Below are 16,499 nucleotides of genomic sequence, written 5' to 3'. Positions count from 1 at the left end.
CTCCCATGAAACGAACAGTACTTGCCCTTAGTCTGTTAATTCTTACTCTTTTTTTATCCTCCTGGGGCTTCTTTGCTCACAAGAGAATCAACACGCTTGCAGTTTTTACCTTACCTTCGGCTCTTAATCAATTCTACAAAAGAAACATAACTTATATTAATGAGCATGCGGTTGATCCGGACAAAAGAAGGTATGCCGATTCGCTGGAAGCTCCCCGGCATTTTTTAGATGCCGATCATTACGGACAATTCCCGTTCGACAGCCTGCCGGTAAAGTGGGAAGATGCTGTTAAAAAATATTCAGCAGATACTTTGGAAGCTTTCGGTATTGTTCCCTGGCAAATTACAAGAACTTACTATTCACTGGTAAAAGCTTTTCAAAACCGGGATTCTGTCAGGATACTGAAGCTCTCTTCCGATCTGGGACATTATGTAGCCGATGCCCATGTTCCTTTACATACAACAGAAAACTACAATGGCAACCTTACCGGTCAAACCGGCATCCATGCGTTCTGGGAAAGTCGCCTGCCTGAACTTTTCTCTTCCGATTATAATTTCTTTACAGGAAAAGCTGTTTACATTGAAGACCCGCTTAAAGAAGCCTGGAAAATAGTACGTCATACTTTTACATTAAAGGATTCGGTATTAAAAATTGAGGCCCGTTTAAGCAAAACGTTTCCTACAGATCGTAAATACACATTCTCATCCCGCAATGGAAAGATTGAAAAACAATATTCAGAAGAATACTCGTTTGCCTACCACGAAGCATTGGGAGGAATGGTTGAAAAACAAATGCGGTCTTCTATAAGGGCAGTAGGCTGTTTTTGGTACTCCGCCTGGATTGATGCAGGCCAGCCAAAAATGAAAGCATTTACCCCAACCGCTTTAGCTGCAGATACAATCAGCAGCGAAAAAACAGAAAAGGCTTTTCTAAAAGGAGTAATTATAGGCCGGGAAGAAAATTAAGCATTGGTCTTACCTTTAAACCTGGGTGAGACAGCCGCGTAAATTGCAGGCAAAACAGAAAGAACGATGATGGCCAATACCACCAGTGTGAAGTTATCTTTAATCACCGGAATGTTCCCGAACACATATCCTAAAGCCAGGAAACTTACAATCCATAACAGCCCGCCGATAACGTTATAGGTGGTGTATGTAGCAAAACGCATAGCTCCTACTCCTGCCACAAATGGAGCAACAGTGCGTATAATAGGTAAAAAGCGACTGAAAATTACTGCCTTCCCTCCATGCTTGTTGAAAAACTCCTGGGTTTTCAAATAATAATCCAGTTTCAGTATTTTATTCTCAGGTTTAAAAACCCTTTCCCCCAAAAAGCTGCCGAGATAATAATTAACAGTATTTCCAAGAATCGCGGCAAATACAAGCAATATTGCCATGAAAAAAATATTCAACCCGGTATCTCCCTTTGCAATCAACGCACCGGCTGCAAAGAGCAACGAGTCTCCTGGCAAAAAGGGCGTAACTACAAATCCTGTTTCGGCAAAGATTATAAAGAAAAGGATTAGATAAGTCCAGGTGCTGTATGCATTAACAATATCAACCAGGTGTTTGTCAATATGTAATACAAAGTCGATTATTGAATAAATAATTTCCAAAACAGTTTGCTTAAGCTGGCCAAAAATAAAAATATCACGGTAAACTACCGTGATATTTTAGTAACTTATTTGGTAAGGAACTTATTGCTTTTGAACATTTATTATTGCCTGGGCTCCAAATTTATCTTTTCCTGCAGTGCCGCTCCATAAGCCGTTGGTAGCTATTGTAATTGAACTACCCGCTTTTGACGGAACTGCAATTTTCAGTTTATCTGTTGTTGTTCCGGTGGCACGGATGCGAATACTGTCAGATTTTGTCGGATCTACTTCAACATAGTCAGACACAGTTTTAAAAGCCTTGCCTGTAATCACCGGAGTTCCATCTTTTAATAAAATATCCAAAGTTGGAGCATCCGGTGAAAGGTTCGCAAAGCGAATTCTTGCTTTATCGGCCGAAGGCTGAGCTGGTATAGAATCCGTTGTGAATATGCTCAGTAAAGAATCGGCATTTGTTGACATTTTTCTTGCAATGAAAAGAGTATAGTATTTATTCTTTGCAAATGTTGGTGTTGATGAATGAAGAATTTTAGACGTAGTAGCACTTGGCGTAATATCTACGCTTCTCTTACCGACGTATAAAGCAAAATAACCGGTACTTTGAGTATAAAGCAGCGGCTGTAAATTCACTCTTCTTTTATCTATATAAAAATCTATCGCATCGTTTCCGGGATATGAATTAACAATAGAAAATGCAGCAATATCAGGCTCAGGCACATCATTTTTACTTTTAAGACAGGACGACAATACGGTTGTTAACGATAGCAACGCTACAAAAACACACACTCTTCTTTTCACTAATTGGCTGGTCTTCATTTTTTTATAAATTTATTTTACTTCTTTATTAAAACTATACGTTGAGTTTTGGCAGAACGTAACAGGCAGTGTTAATTTTTTTATTATTTAAATTTAACAAAAAAGCCCGGAAATACCGGGCCCAACTATACTTATTATTTAAAAGTTTAAGCGTAGCTATTCAGCATAACCGGCATTACAAGCATTAAAACATCTTCTTTGTCATCATTTGTTTGCGGAACCAATAAACCTGCCCTGTTTGGCGTACTCATTTCTAAAGTAACTTCTTCGCCGCTTAAATTACCCAGCATTTCAATCAAAAAACGGGCGTTAAAGCCTATTTCCATATCTTCGCCTTCATACTGGCAACCTAAGCGCTCGTGTGCCTCGTTAGAGAAATCAATATCTTCAGAAGAGATATTCAGTTCGCTGCCGCTGATTCTTAAACGAACCTGGTGAGTTGTTTTATTAGCAAAGATTACTACCCGCCGCAACGAATTCAGGAATAGAACCCGGTCGAGCGTGAGTTTGTTAGGGTTATGCTGTGGTATAACAGCTTCGTAATCGGGATAGCGCTCATCAATTAAACGGCAAATCAGGTTAATATTACCAAACCGGAAAAATGCGCTTGTGCTGTTATATTCTACCGAAACATTCACATCTTCTGAAGGAAGAGATGATTTTAATAAGTTCAATGCCTTTTTAGGAAGAATAAACGAGGCTACACTTTCTGACTTTGCATCTTTTCTGCGGTACCGGACTAATTTATGCGCATCGGTAGCAACAAAAGTAAGGTGCTGCGGACTTAACTGAAGGTAAACTCCGGTCATTGCAGGACGTAGTTCATCATTACTTACAGCAAAAATGGTTTTATTGATTGCTTCAGAAAGAACGGATGCCGCCAGATTTACAGACGAAGCATTTTCTACTGTAGGAATTTTGGGGAAATCTTCGCCATTTTCACCACTCAGTTTATATTTTCCGTCTCCGGCACTTATTTCAATAGCATACGTATTATCATCAATTGTAAAAGCAATGGGCTGGTCGGGAAGAGTTTTCAACGTTTCCAAAAGAATTTTTGCGGGCACAGCTATTTTACCTTCTTCTTTAGATTCGACAGGAAGCGAAGTTGTCATGCTGGTTTGCAGATCTGTAGCTGAAATAGTCAGATTGCCCTCTTTAATCTCGAAAAGGAAATTTTCAAGAATAGGCAATACCGTACTGCTGCTGGAAGCTCCGTTAACAGCCTGCAACTGTTTTAACAAAGTTGATGTCGAAACGATAAATCTCATAACTCGATTCTGATGTGTGAAAGGTTTAAATATTTCCTAAAGTAGCCAATACTCTGGTTAACTGCTCAAAAATAAAAAATTTAACGAGCATACTTTTGTCTGCGATAGTAATGTTGAAAAATACCAAAAAGTATTAACATTATTAAAGGAGCAACGATATTTAACAGCTGCCAGGAGAGTTTTTCGGAGGTAATCCGGGCCTTGTCAAGCAATCGGATCTTAATTTCTTTATTTCTTAATGAAATTATACCCGATTCATCGGTAAGGTAGTCAACCACGTTTAACAAGAAACTTTTATTTCCGTATTGCTGCTGGGTATACCTGTCGTATCCCAAAGGAAAAGCAGATCCGTCTTTGCTGCTGATATCGTTCTTTAAGATATCCCCGTCGCCCACTACAACCATTTTTGTGGGAACACTTTTAGCCCGGGTTTGCATACTTGCAGAAATCCCTTCAGGTACCGGCCGGTTTACAAAATCCGACGGGAAGGAACCTTCCAGTAAAACGCCTGCTGTTTTGGGGTCGCTTTTAAAGGCGTTCGGATCGGGTTCCTGCTCTACCATTTGCAAAGAGATCATGGCCGGCGATTTTATTATCCGGCTATACGGAGATGAAGACAGGATAACCGTTTCTTTAACTCCTTTTACTGGAAGCGTATCTACCGTATTTGCAAACTCACTTCTTATTCCATCCAGATTTTTTACCAGAGGATGCTGACTTAATGGAATAAAAACAGGATAAAACAACCAGGGAACCATTTGAATTTGCCCCTGTCCACCCACATTACCCACATTTAAGGGAATTTGAGCACAGTTCATATCAGCTATCAGGTTATAGTTTATGCGAACGCCGTAGCGGAACAGCATATCATCGAGGTTAAGCTTTTTTGGAAATGTAAGCTGTGTGCCGGCTCCCCTAAGGCTGTCAAGTTCGGCATTAACATTGTCTATTGCCCAGAAAATGCGCCCTCCCTGCATTAAAAAATAATCAATTTTAAATTTTTCCGCTTCAGAGAACCCGTTAGACGGTTTTGGAATTACCAGCAATTTCAGCTTTTTAAGCCCCTCAAATGGAATTACACTTAAATCCACACGTCCCACTTCGTATCCCTCCTGCAGCGATTTCATTGCATCACTTAATTGCAGATCTGTTAATTCTCCGTTGCCTTCGGTAAATCCAACCCGTGGCTTTCCGCCAGATGTTATTTTTTTAACAGCGCTTGTAAAAGCATATTCCAGATTTTGAACTGAGTTATTAAGAACTTCTTCCGGTGCACTCCCCATCCGGTTTTGAAGAAGCTTAACAGGAATTTGATTACCGTGATACGTTACCAGCGCAGCAGGAAAAATAACCTTTTGAGTAAGCCCTTCGTCTGTTTTTACACTTAGATTAGTTGGCTCCAAGCCTTTTTCCATTAAATCCTGATATACCTGATCCTGTGTTTCCTGGTTACCTGATGAAGGATTTACAAAATCAACATGAAAATTCCCGTTAGAATACGCTTTATAATCAAGCAGGAGATCGCGGGTTGAATTTCGCAGCCGTTTAAATCCGGCAGGAAAATCTCCTTCCAGGTAAACTGTTACCCAGATATCGTCTTTCACCTGTTTTAATAATTCCTTTGTTATCGCAGAAAGCGTGAAACGTTTTTCTCTTGTAAAATCAAACCGGGTGAAATAGAAAGACGAAAGCACATTTATTACAACAATAACTGCAATAAAACCGGCCAGGTAGCCTAAATCTTTTTTCCGCCTGCTTACCATTTCCTCCCTCCTAAAACCGTTTTAGTTAATACCAGGAACAAGGCTATAAAACTTAAAAAATAAATCAGGTCACGTGTATCGAGCACACCCCGACTGATTGCCTGGTAATGTTCGTTAATTCCGAATGACGCCACAACTGTATTAATAGCTTGTAATGAAAGTAACCCGCTAATGGAGTCAAAGCCGCTGAAAGCAAAAAAGCTGAGAAAAACAGACAGAGTGAAGGCAATGATCTGATTTTTAGTGACAGAAGAAGCAAACAACCCGAGGGAAACAAAAGACGCACCAAGCAGGAACAATCCAATATACGACCCGATTACAGCTCCGGTATCTACATTTCCTTTTTCAATTCCTAACTGATAAACGGTATAATAATAAATAAGCGTGGGGATCAATGCCAGGAGAACAATGAGCAAAGAGGCAATAAACTTACCCAATATAATATCCCAGTCGGTTAAAGGCTGTGTTGACAGAAATTCAAATGTACCTTCCTTTCGTTCTTCGGCAATAGAACGCATGGTAATTGCTGGAACAAGGAACATAAACAGGTAGGGAACAATATTAAATAAGCTTTCTAAGCTGGCGTACCCGTATTCCAAAATGCTGGAATCGGGAAATATCCAGAGAAATAAGCCTGCAACAAGTAAAAAAACTCCAATGGTTATATAAGCCACTAAAGAGTTAAAAAAGCCTGATATCTCTTTTTTTAATACCGTTAACACTGAATTTATTGTCTGTGCCGAAATTAAAACAATTGCATTAAAAGAAGCAATATATCTATACTTTATATTAAAACTGGTAGGCAACCCTGATTCCTACCTGGTCAATATTCCCGCCGTCGCGTACCCATCGCTCATATCGTACTCCTGCATCAAGTGCTCCGCGTTCGGAAAGAGGAAATAAAAAACCAACACCGGGAGCCCATATCATGGAGGAACCTGAATTTCGTTGAACTCCTACACTTGCTCCAAGTTCACCCGCACCGTAAAATGCTTTGCTTAAGTAATAACGTACTCCTAATTTCAAAGGAATATATGATTTGTTATTCAGCTTTTCATTTGACCCTATAAGCGTTCGCTTGCTGTAATAGGAAATAAAACCGGCAGATGCAGTACCATATAAAGCAGCAGTAAAGGGAACTTCCAGTTTACCTGAGCCTCCAAAACCAAAATTAAAATACTCGCCAAAACCCGACCGTCGAGGAATTCCAAACTCGGCACCAATATTTATTTTAGGCCTTACCGGATACGGTGTTTTCTGAGCATTTACTTCAGCAACTATACTACAGGTAAGTACCAATAAAAGCAATATTCGTTTCATTATGGCAAGATCAATGAGCTAAAAATACTAACATCCTAAAAATTGCAATGTTTCTAATATTAATTTTACATGCAGCTAATCACAAACACAAAAGGCCGGAACAATTGCTCCGGCCTTTCTTTGATAAAAAAATCAATTAGAATCTTAAGGCAACACGGAAAGCTACCTGATCAAGGGAACCATTATCAGACCAGCTTTCGTAACGTACACCGGCATCAAAATCAGTTTTATCAGAAACAGGAAATACAACACCAACTCCGGGAGTCCAGGCAAAAGCAGTTCCAGCTCCATCGGCCGTACCAATTGCTACGCCTAATTCCCCAGCTCCATAAATATTTTTATTGAAGAAATATTTTCCACCAGCTTTTACAGGTATAAAGTTTTGTGAGGGAGCATCTATCCCCACCACTTCAAAAGCATCTTTAATGTCTTTTTTATATGACAGGTTAATAAAACCTGCTGAACCTGTTACAAAGAAAGACGGTGCTACTGGCACTTCTACTTTAGCAGAACCACCAATTGCCAATCCAAATAAATCTCCTGCATTACCAACAGGAATACCAGCCTCTAAACCTATAGAAAACTTAGTTTTACCTTTTGAAGAACTTTCCTGAGAAAATGCGAAGCTTGTTGTAAATGCAATAAGAACAGCTAGTAAAATTTTTTTCATAATTTGTGTTTTAAATTTCAAGCCGCGAAATAAACAAAAAAGTTACATAAAAGCAATAGTTGCTTTTTTCTTTACTTAAGTTGTATAAAAGGAGGTTTTAGCTTAAATACAAGTATTAAAAATTAAACTTGGTCCAGTGTTTTTGTAAGACTGACAAAGATCTGCTCCATATTTTGTTCAGGGAATTCTGATTCAAGCTGGGCTAAAGTCCTGTTTAAGACAATTTTACCTTTATTCATTATAACAACTTCATCACAAACAGCTTCAACTTCCTGCATAATATGCGTTGAAAGAATTACGGTTTTGGTTTTCCCGAGTTCTTTTATCAGGTTACGGATGCCGATAAGCTGATTGGGATCTAAACCAGAAGTCGGTTCATCTAAAATCAACACTTTAGGATCGTGTAAAATTGCCTGGGCCAAACCTACCCGTTGACGATATCCTTTTGAAAGCTGGCCAATCTGTTTATTTTGCTCCTGCGCAAGACCAGTTATTTCAATAATTTCTTCAATCCTTTTCTTCTTATTCTGAACTTTGTGCAGGTCGGCAACAAATTCCAATGATTCTTTTACATAAAAATCCAAATACAGGGGGTTGTGTTCGGGAAGGTAACCGATATTCTTTCGTACATCCATGGCGTTGTCTGCCACGTCAAACCCGCAAACACTTGCCCTGCCCGAAGTTTGCGGCAAAAAGCAGGTTAAAATCTTCATCGTAGTTGACTTTCCGGCCCCATTGGGACCAAGAAAACCCAACACTCTACCACTTTCCGCGGAAAAGCTCAGATCATCTATCGCTTTTTGCTTATCATAAAATTTGGTAAGATTTTCAACATGAATGCTCATACGGTCTTGAATATAGAAACAAAGTTAGTGGATAGAAAGATGAAAGGCGAAAGGTTGCAGGTAAAAGGTTTAAGGTGTTAGGTAAGATGGAAATTGTAAGTGGCAAATCGTAATCCGATAACTATCGGATCGAAATTATATCTTTGCAGCATCATGAGCAAAAATAACGACGAACTTTTTAAAAACGTTATCTCCCACGCTAAAGAATACGGTTTTGTTTTTCCATCAAGCGAGATTTATGATGGATTAAGCGCTGTTTACGATTACGGACAAAATGGTGCTGAATTAAAAAATAACATTAAAACCTATTGGTGGAAATCAATGGTGCAACTGCATGAAAATATTGTAGGTATAGATTCTGCCATTTTTATGCATCCTAAAATATGGAAAGCAAGCGGCCACGTTGATGGCTTTAACGATCCGATGATCGATAATAAAGATTCCAAAAAACGCTATCGTGCCGATCAGCTTCTTGAAGACCGTATAGCAAAATACGAGAAGGAAGGCAAGAACGAAAAGGCGGAAAAGCTGCAAACAGCTATGGATGAAGCACTGAAAGTCGAAGATCTGGGCCGTTTGAGGGAACTTATAATTGAACATGAAATAGCATGTCCCCTTTCCGGAACCCGCAACTGGACAGAGGTGAGGCAATTTAACCTGATGTTTTCTACGCAGATGGGCGCTGTAGCAGACGATGCGGATGTAATCTATCTTCGCCCCGAAACTGCTCAGGGAATTTTCGTAAACTTTTTAAATGTACAAAAAACAGGAAGGATGAAAATTCCTTTCGGAATTGCTCAGATTGGAAAAGCCTTTAGAAATGAGGTAATTGCAAGGCAGTTTATTATGCGGATGCGTGAGTTTGAGCAAATGGAAATGCAGTTTTTTGTACGGCCCGGAACTGAAATGGAATGGTACAATTACTGGAAGGAAGCCCGGTTAAACTGGCACAAAGCCTTAGGCACAGCTTCTGAAAAATACCGTTACCACGATCATACTAAACTTGCCCATTATGCAAATGCGGCAGTTGATATTGAATTTGAATTTCCTTTCGGATTTAAGGAAGTAGAAGGAATACATAGCCGTACTGATTTCGATCTGAGCCAGCATCAGCAATTCTCATCGAAAAAAATGCAGTATTTTGATCCGGAGATCAATCAGAATTATACTCCTTATGTTATTGAAACATCCATTGGTTTAGACCGGATGTTCCTGTTAACACTTATCAACGCATATGAAGAACAGGATTTGAGTGAAGGTGATAAAAAAGACAGCCGTGTTGTTTTAAAACTGCATCCTTGTTTAGCACCTGTTAAAGCCGCTATTCTCCCTCTTACCAAAAAAGACGGACTTCCTGAAAAAGCAAGAGAAATTATGGACAAACTGAAACTTGACCATAATTTAGTGTATGAAGAAAAAGATTCTATTGGAAAAAGATATCGCAGACAGGATGCAATCGGTACACCTTTTTGCATCACTGTAGACCACCAGTCGTTAGAAGACAATACCGTTACTATACGCCACCGCGATTCAATGCAGCAGGAACGGGTTCCGATAAATGAGCTTGACCGTATTATAAGGGATTTGGTTAGCTGGAAAAATTTATTAAAATAAGTCAAAGGAAACCGCATTTCAGCGGCTTCCTCATTTTAAATAAACCGTTTATACCCTTTTGTAACAATCTTCTTAGGAAAAAATTCGCTGTAAAAAAATAATTTACTTTAAGCTAATTTTACAGATGCTAAACAATTGCTTTAAGCAATTTGTCAATATCAAAATTGACATATATCAATTAAAATTATCCTGATGGAACCGTCATGAGCACTTAACGAAGATTGTTAAACTCACGATAGCTTTATTATCATTAAAAAAAAATTTATTCGGATGAAAAAATTCATTATTCAGTCTTTATTTGTTCCGGCAATCGTCATTGGAATCGGAGCGGCTTCTTTTTCGAAAGAACCAGGCAAAGGCGGTAAGAAAAGCGCACAAAATGATCAGCCCTCTGATGCTGCAGGTTTAAAACTACCTACGGGATTTGATGCGATAAAAGTAGCGAACGGCCTTGGAAGAGCCCGGCATTTAGCAGTTACTCCGCAGGGAGATATCTATGTAAAACTTGAAAAATTATTAAACGGAAAAGGGATTATCCGCTTGCAGGATACCAATGGCGACGGTATCTCAGATAAACAAACCGGCTTTGGAAATTATATAGGAACTGGAATTTATATAAAGGACGGTTATCTGTACGCATCTTCCAATGAAGAAATTTTCAGGTATAAATTAGATGATAAAGGCCAGGTAATCGATCCGGAGAAACCAGAAAAAATAGTAACCGGCTTAATCAACCGCCGCCAGCACGAATCCAAATCAATAACGTTAGATAATTCAGGCAATATTTACGTTAATATCGGAGCCTACAGCAATGCCTGCCAGGAACAAGACCGTACCAAAGGATCTCCCGGCATGAAAAACTGCCCCGTTCTTGATTCTGCCGCGGGCATCTGGCAATTTAAGGCAAATAAAATAAACCAAAGTTATGGAGACGGGGCACGCTACGCTACCGGCTTAAGGAATGTGGTAGGCCTCGACTGGAATAATCAGGTAAATGAACTTTTTGTAATGCAGCACGGAAGAGATCAGTTGCACGACCTGTTTCCGGATTTGTATGATGTAAAGACTTCCGCCATTCTTCCCGCCGAAACCATGTATATGGTTAAAAAAGGAGATAACGCCGGTTGGCCGTATATTTATTACGACCAGATTCAGAAGAAAAAAATCTTAGCTCCCGAATATGGAGGAGATGGTAAAAAAGAAGGCGGTGCTGATGCTATTAATCCCGTAGCTGCATTTCCCGGCCATTTAGCACCAAACGGATTATTATTTTATACCGGAAAAATGTTCCCTGAAAAATATCAGAATGGTGCTTTCATTGCTTTTCATGGATCATGGAACAGGGCGCCGGAAAAACAAGCAGGATATTTCGTAGCCTTTGTTCCCTTTAAAAATGGAAAACCTTCAGGTGACTGGGAAATTTTTGCAGAAGGTTTTGCAGGCACAGAAAACATTACTTCTCCCGGACAGGCAGAACACCGGCCATGCGGATTAGCCCAGGGGCCAGACGGATCTTTATACGTTTCTGATGATGCAAAAGGCACCATCTATAAAATAAGCTACAAAGCAAAATAATTAATGAAAAGACTCGTATTAACAGCAGCATCCCTGCTCTCTTTCAGTATGTTGCTAAGCGGACAAACAAAAAAAGCACAAAATGCTTCTAAAACTCAGCAACCGGGATTAAAGGAATCGATAGCACGGGGACAGAAAGTATATACCCAATATTGCGTTACCTGTCATCAGGTTGATGGAAGCGGAGTTCCGCGGTTAAATCCACCGCTTATTAAAACATCCTACGTACTTGGCGATAAAACCGAGTTAGCTAAGATTGTATTAAACGGGTTTAACGAGCAGGTTGAGATTGATGGGGAATACTACTCTAATACAATGCCGCCATTTAAAGCACTATCAGATCAGGAAGTTGCAGATGTCTTAACTTATGTAAGAAATAATTTCGGTAATAAGGCTTCACAGGTAAATTCTGCATTGGTAAAAATGGTTCGTGCAACTTTAAATAAATAGTATCAATTGAAAATGAAAAATCACTTTAAAGCTTCGGCTTATTTTTATTCTTTACTGGCTTTTTGTTGTTCCCTTGCAGCTTTTACGGCTAATGCCCAAAGCAGTGGTAAAAGATACTTCTATGAGCTGAAAATTTACCATTTAGCAAACTCAACCCAGCAGGAACAGGTTGAAAAATTTCTGGAGAAGGCTTACTTACCGGCGTTACACAGAAACGGCATTAATAAAGCGGGAGTTTTTAAACCTGTTGAGAAAGACAGCCTGGACGACAAGATCTATGTGTTTATCCCTTTTCAGTCTTTAGAAGATTTCTCAAAATTGGATGCAAAGCTTCAGCAGGATAAAAAATTCCTTTCTGACGGCAAAGAATACATTGACGCGAATTATAAGGATGCTCCTTATAAAAGGATTGAAACTATACTGATAAAAGCATTTTCTGAAATGCCTGCACCTGCTGTACCGGCACTTAAAGGAGCAAAAAATGAAAGAATATATGAATTAAGAAGCTACGAAGGCCCTACTGAAAAATATTATGTCAATAAGGTACATATGTTTAATCAGGGTGGAGAAGTACCACTGTTTAAACGCTTAGGATTTAATGCAGTATTTTACGGGGAAGTTTTAGCGGGTAGCCACATGCCCAACCTCATGTATATGACTACCTTTAATAACAAAGCAGAAAGGGATGCAAAATGGAAAACATTTGGAGAAGACCCTGAATGGAAAAAACTCTCTTCTATGCCGATGTACCAGAATAATGTTTCTAAAGCAGATATTCTGTTCTTATATCCTACAGATTATTCTGACTTTTAAAAGGAATTTGAAGGGAATTAAATTCCCTTCAAATTCTTTACTGAAGCTGCAGATGCTTCGATTTCACTTCCCTGCCTAAAAAAATTGCCGCTTTTTTATCAAATAAATCTGTTGACTCTGTAGTATAAAACTCAATATTACCCTGTTTCGAACACAGGCTATCAATTTCCGGGTGGCGAAATAGATAATCTTTCAAACTTTTAGCAACTATCTCTCCCTGCGATAGGATTTTAACATTTACAGGAAGAAATTCTTTTATTTTATCAAACAACAGCGGATAATGAGTACAGGCCAAAATTACTGTATCAATTTCCGCAGATTTTTGCATCAGGTTATCGATATTCTTCTTTACAAAATAATCAGCGCCGGCAGAAGCACTTTCGTTATTTTCTACTAAAGGGACCCACATGGGGCAAGCTTCCTGGTAAACCTCAAATTCAGGAAAAAACTTTTCAATCTCCAGCACATAAGATTGTGAAGCAACAGTTCCCTCGGTAGCAAGTACTCCAACCTGTCCGCTTTTACTTATCTGCCCAATAATTTCTGCAGTCGGCCGTATTACACCTAACACCTTGTGTAATGAGTTTAAAGCGGGAAGATTTTTCTGCTGGATTGTACGCAAAGCTTTAGCTGAAGCGGTATTACAGGCAAGTATAACCAGTCTGCAACCTTTGTTAAAAAGATGTTGTACGCACTCCCACGTATATGAATACACGGTTTCGAATGAACGGGTTCCATAAGGCACCCGGGCATTGTCTCCCAGATACAAATAATCGTATTCGGGAAGTTCTTTAATAATTTCTTTAAAAACAGTAAGACCTCCGTAACCGGAGTCGAAAACACCTATTGGGCCCATTTAATTCAAAAATAAAGGAAAATAAAGTTATACGAATGAGATAAGAAAAATTAGAAATCATGAAAATAAAAAAGCTCCCTGGGAAGGAGCTTTTTCTAACTAACCAATTATAACCAATTTATGTGAGGGATCTTTTTTCGCTTTTTCAATGCCCAAAGATAAGGACGTTCATGCTATCTAAATGTTAAAAAAAAGTTAAAAAACGTTAAAGAAGTTTAACACTTGGAATTATTCAACAAAAAAATCCGGCCCCTTCTAAGGGAACCGGATTATCGTTTTTAATCTTCAATACCTGGGTACAGAACGACGGAATTGTATAAATGTTTTATAACCGCGTAATTTTATTTAAAATTACATTCCTTGTCCACCCTGGTTTTCGCCCTGTTTTAAATCGTCATTATTTACACCCCGCTTCTTTCTGTTAGGTTGCTGCTGGTTAAAGTTCATTTTACCGAATTGCCAGCTAAAGTTTACACCTACAGAACGGAAAGGCATTGAAAAATTGTTAGATTGAATCACGGTGCCATTGTTCAGCACAGTTTTAAAGTTTTTACGCTCCGAAAACGGATCGATAACGTTCAAACCGATCTTTCCTTTTTTCTTAAGAATCTCTTTATTGAAAGAAAGGACCCACATGTTAAAGGATGGGTAACGGCCCTGAACGGTACGGCGTGGTGCATTAAAAATTAAAAACGTTTCTGTTACAAATCCTTTTGGCAGTGTGTACGAACCACTCACAAAGGCGTTGTACTGAAGATATGTCTTATCATTATTCGAAGATTCGGACTGAAAAGCATTGCTGGAAGTAGGCTTATAACTGAAAAGATTAATACTTCCCCTTAAAGTAAGGTTCTTTACAGGGTTTACAGAGCCAAAGAAACTTCCTCCAAAAGAATTATTCTTCCCGATATTTCTGAAGGTGGTAAGATTCACCGTATCGGTCAGCGGAGTTCCGTTTTCCCCGATGGTTGTGTACGATTCTCTTCTTAAAAAGCTTTCAATAATATCATCTGTATGCCGGTAATATAAAGATGTATTGATAACAGACGATTTAATAAAAGTAGAAAAGTTTAGTTCCAGGCTTTGAGAAACCTCCGGCGACAAATCAGGATTACCCATTGACTGGTACTGCGGATTGCTTGTATTTCTGAAAGGATTCAGATACTGTAAACTTGGGCGCTGAATACGTTTGCTGTAACTTAAGCGAAACGTATTTGTTTTAATAGTTTTTGAGATAGAAAAGCTTGGAATAAAGTTGGTATAACTGTTATTTACCTTCAAGCCTTCGGATACCGAATTTGTAGAATGACCGTTAATTTCAGTATTTTCTACCCTTGCTCCCAACTGCATTCCTATATTGTGTTTTAACTGGAAAGTTAATACGGAGTATCCTGAATATACATCCTGATTGTAATCGTATACATTTGAAGCATTGGCATCCGGAACAAATCCTCCTGCAACCAATTGTCTCTGAATCTGGTAATCGCTGTTTATATTACGGGTGATTGATTTTGCTCCGGCTTCAAATTTTACTACTTTATTAATTGGTAAAGCGTAATCTGCCTGAACCGTATATTCATCGTTTACACCCTCGTTATCTGCCAGCTGATTAGAGTATTGAGAAGTATATAAGGATATAAAATTAGTAGAATTTATACCATGGCTCCATTGCCCGGCCAGTGTAATTTCGTGGCCTTCTTTTTTAAACTTCCTTACGTAATCGCCGTTCCAGTCAAAACTCCCGAACTTAGTTTTACTATCGTTGCTCTGAGTATACGTACTTCTATCAAAGTTCTGTGTTTCTCCATCTGTGGAAAACTGGGCATGGTTAAAACGAATACCGGAAGAAATACTGTTTGCATTGTTAAAATCATAACTAATATTCCCGGAACCGATGTAAGCATACCTTTTAGTTCGACTGGTTCCGTTTTGCGATGCCTGAAGCTGACCCAAAACAGTATTCGTCTCACTTTCTATTGTGCTGGTTTGCGGCCATGTTAAATTTCCACCAAAATTTCCGCCCACACTTAACCGGTTATGATTTATATTCAAATTGGCGTTTCCATTGTTTTGGCGTGTTCCTAAGCCCCCGCTTATAGAGCCGCTCACACCAGACATATTTTTCTTTTTTGTAATGATATTGATAATACCTCCGCTTCCTTCAGCATCGTATTTTGCAGAAGGGCTTGTTATCACTTCCACATTTTTGATCTGATCTGCCGGAAGCATTTTCATAGCATCTGCAACATTGCTCGCTACCGCCCCGGAAGGCTTTCCATTGATCAATATTTTAATATTCTGGCTTCCGCGAAGCGACACATTTCCGTCCTGGTCAACAGAAACCATGGGTACCTTCCTTAAAACATCTGCTGCGTTCCCACCGGAAACCGTAGCGTCCTTCTCGGCATTGTAAACTACTTTATCAACCCGGTTTTCAATAATCGCAGCCTGACCCTGGACCACGACTTCGTTCAGCATTTTTTGATTAGGGGAAAGAAGAATCCGTCCCAGATTATTATCCGGTTTTTCTGGAGTTGTTGTAACAGGATCAATAACCTTTGTGGTATAACCCATAAAAGTGATGGTCAGTTTATATGATCCCGGACTGATATTGTCAATTTTAAAAACTCCCTTATCATCAGCCAGGGCACCATTAGTGCTTTTTGAGGATCCGCTCCTACCCAATGCCACAGAGACATAATCAATGGGCTTTTGCGTTAGCGAATCTATTACCACACCTGATATCCGCCCTTTTAATGAGGAGGCTCCTCCCATTGGCACCTGCGCCATTATAACAGTGCTTAAACAAGTAAATGCAATAAGTAAAAATATGCGTTTCATAATTTGGTTTAAATAGTATTTAGTCGAAAAACAGGATTGATTGTTACAAAGAT

15 protein-coding genes are annotated in these 16,499 nt (G+C 39.1%); 5 read left to right on the top strand and 10 right to left on the bottom strand.

Annotation, left to right across the window (positions count from 1 at the left end; translation table 11 throughout):
- The first annotated feature begins 5 nt into the window (after positions 1 to 5).
- The gene (locus ACLCDL_RS07550) at positions 6 to 965 is read left to right on the top strand and encodes a zinc dependent phospholipase C family protein (protein ID WP_423147676.1); all 960 of its coding nucleotides are present in this window, start codon (positions 6 to 8) and stop codon (positions 963 to 965) included.
- On the opposite strand, the gene ACLCDL_RS07545 is transcribed toward ACLCDL_RS07550, so the two are convergent.
- The 8 genes from ACLCDL_RS07545 to ACLCDL_RS07510 form a co-directional block, all read right to left on the bottom strand.
- Positions 962 to 1,615 carry a DedA family protein gene (locus tag ACLCDL_RS07545; RefSeq protein WP_423147675.1) on the bottom strand — a complete coding sequence of 218 codons (654 nt, stop codon included), beginning with the start codon at positions 1,613 to 1,615 and terminating at the stop codon, positions 962 to 964. The genes ACLCDL_RS07550 and ACLCDL_RS07545 overlap by 4 nt on opposite strands.
- An 81-nt stretch (positions 1,616 to 1,696) precedes the next feature.
- Positions 1,697 to 2,428 carry a DUF4397 domain-containing protein gene (locus ACLCDL_RS07540; protein WP_423147674.1) on the bottom strand — a complete coding sequence of 244 codons (732 nt, stop codon included), beginning with the start codon at positions 2,426 to 2,428 and terminating at the stop codon, positions 1,697 to 1,699.
- A 146-nt stretch (positions 2,429 to 2,574) separates the two neighbouring features.
- Positions 2,575 to 3,699, bottom strand: coding sequence for a DNA polymerase III subunit beta (dnaN, locus tag ACLCDL_RS07535; RefSeq protein WP_423147673.1), 1,125 nt, complete (start codon positions 3,697 to 3,699; stop codon positions 2,575 to 2,577).
- 80 nt (positions 3,700 to 3,779) lie between these two features.
- Positions 3,780 to 5,462 carry a gliding motility-associated ABC transporter substrate-binding protein GldG gene (gldG, locus tag ACLCDL_RS07530; protein ID WP_423147672.1) on the bottom strand — a complete coding sequence of 561 codons (1,683 nt, stop codon included), beginning with the start codon at positions 5,460 to 5,462 and terminating at the stop codon, positions 3,780 to 3,782.
- Entirely contained in the window at positions 5,456 to 6,184 is a 729-nt protein-coding gene (gldF, locus tag ACLCDL_RS07525; protein WP_423147671.1) for a gliding motility-associated ABC transporter permease subunit GldF, read from the bottom strand. Before gldF ends, gldG begins: the two co-directional genes overlap by 7 nt.
- 67 nt (positions 6,185 to 6,251) lie before the next feature.
- Positions 6,252 to 6,782 (bottom strand): hypothetical protein, encoded by a 531-nt coding sequence (locus ACLCDL_RS07520; RefSeq protein WP_423147670.1) that lies wholly within the window; start codon positions 6,780 to 6,782, stop codon positions 6,252 to 6,254.
- A 136-nt stretch (positions 6,783 to 6,918) separates the two neighbouring features.
- Positions 6,919 to 7,452, bottom strand: a complete 534-nt coding sequence (locus tag ACLCDL_RS07515; RefSeq protein ID WP_423147669.1) for an outer membrane beta-barrel protein — start codon at positions 7,450 to 7,452, stop codon at positions 6,919 to 6,921.
- A gap of 122 nt (positions 7,453 to 7,574) precedes the next feature.
- Positions 7,575 to 8,297, bottom strand: coding sequence for an ATP-binding cassette domain-containing protein (locus ACLCDL_RS07510; RefSeq protein WP_423147668.1), 723 nt, complete (start codon positions 8,295 to 8,297; stop codon positions 7,575 to 7,577).
- A gap of 153 nt (positions 8,298 to 8,450) precedes the next feature.
- Here ACLCDL_RS07510 and ACLCDL_RS07505 point away from each other — a divergent pair, with 153 nt between their 5' ends.
- From ACLCDL_RS07505 to ACLCDL_RS07490, 4 genes are all read left to right on the top strand, one after another.
- Positions 8,451 to 9,911 carry a glycine--tRNA ligase gene (locus ACLCDL_RS07505; protein ID WP_423147667.1) on the top strand — a complete coding sequence of 487 codons (1,461 nt, stop codon included), beginning with the start codon at positions 8,451 to 8,453 and terminating at the stop codon, positions 9,909 to 9,911.
- A 270-nt stretch (positions 9,912 to 10,181) separates the two neighbouring features.
- Positions 10,182 to 11,486 carry a PQQ-dependent sugar dehydrogenase gene (locus ACLCDL_RS07500; protein ID WP_423147666.1) on the top strand — a complete coding sequence of 435 codons (1,305 nt, stop codon included), beginning with the start codon at positions 10,182 to 10,184 and terminating at the stop codon, positions 11,484 to 11,486.
- 3 nt (positions 11,487 to 11,489) lie between these two features.
- Positions 11,490 to 11,936: a c-type cytochrome gene (locus tag ACLCDL_RS07495; protein ID WP_423147665.1), complete on the top strand. Its 447-nt coding sequence runs from the start codon at positions 11,490 to 11,492 to the stop codon at positions 11,934 to 11,936.
- 12 nt (positions 11,937 to 11,948) lie between these two features.
- Positions 11,949 to 12,749 (top strand): NIPSNAP family protein, encoded by an 801-nt coding sequence (locus tag ACLCDL_RS07490; protein WP_423147664.1) that lies wholly within the window; start codon positions 11,949 to 11,951, stop codon positions 12,747 to 12,749.
- A gap of 37 nt (positions 12,750 to 12,786) precedes the next feature.
- On the opposite strand, the gene murI is transcribed toward ACLCDL_RS07490, so the two are convergent.
- On the bottom strand, positions 12,787 to 13,605 hold the full coding sequence (gene murI / locus ACLCDL_RS07485) for a glutamate racemase (RefSeq protein ID WP_423147663.1): 819 nt from the start codon (positions 13,603 to 13,605) through the stop codon (positions 12,787 to 12,789).
- 351 nt (positions 13,606 to 13,956) lie between these two features.
- On the bottom strand, positions 13,957 to 16,446 hold the full coding sequence (locus ACLCDL_RS07480) for a TonB-dependent receptor (RefSeq protein WP_423147662.1): 2,490 nt from the start codon (positions 16,444 to 16,446) through the stop codon (positions 13,957 to 13,959).
- Positions 16,447 to 16,499 lie beyond the last annotated feature (53 nt).

Source organism: Rubrilithobacter danxiaensis (assembly GCF_047272945.1).
Taxonomy (GTDB): Bacteria; Bacteroidota; Bacteroidia; order Sphingobacteriales; family Sphingobacteriaceae; genus Rubrolithibacter; species Rubrolithibacter danxiaensis.
The sequence above is the reverse complement of the archived record's forward strand: the minus strand, read 5'-3'. Positions and strand labels throughout refer to the sequence as shown.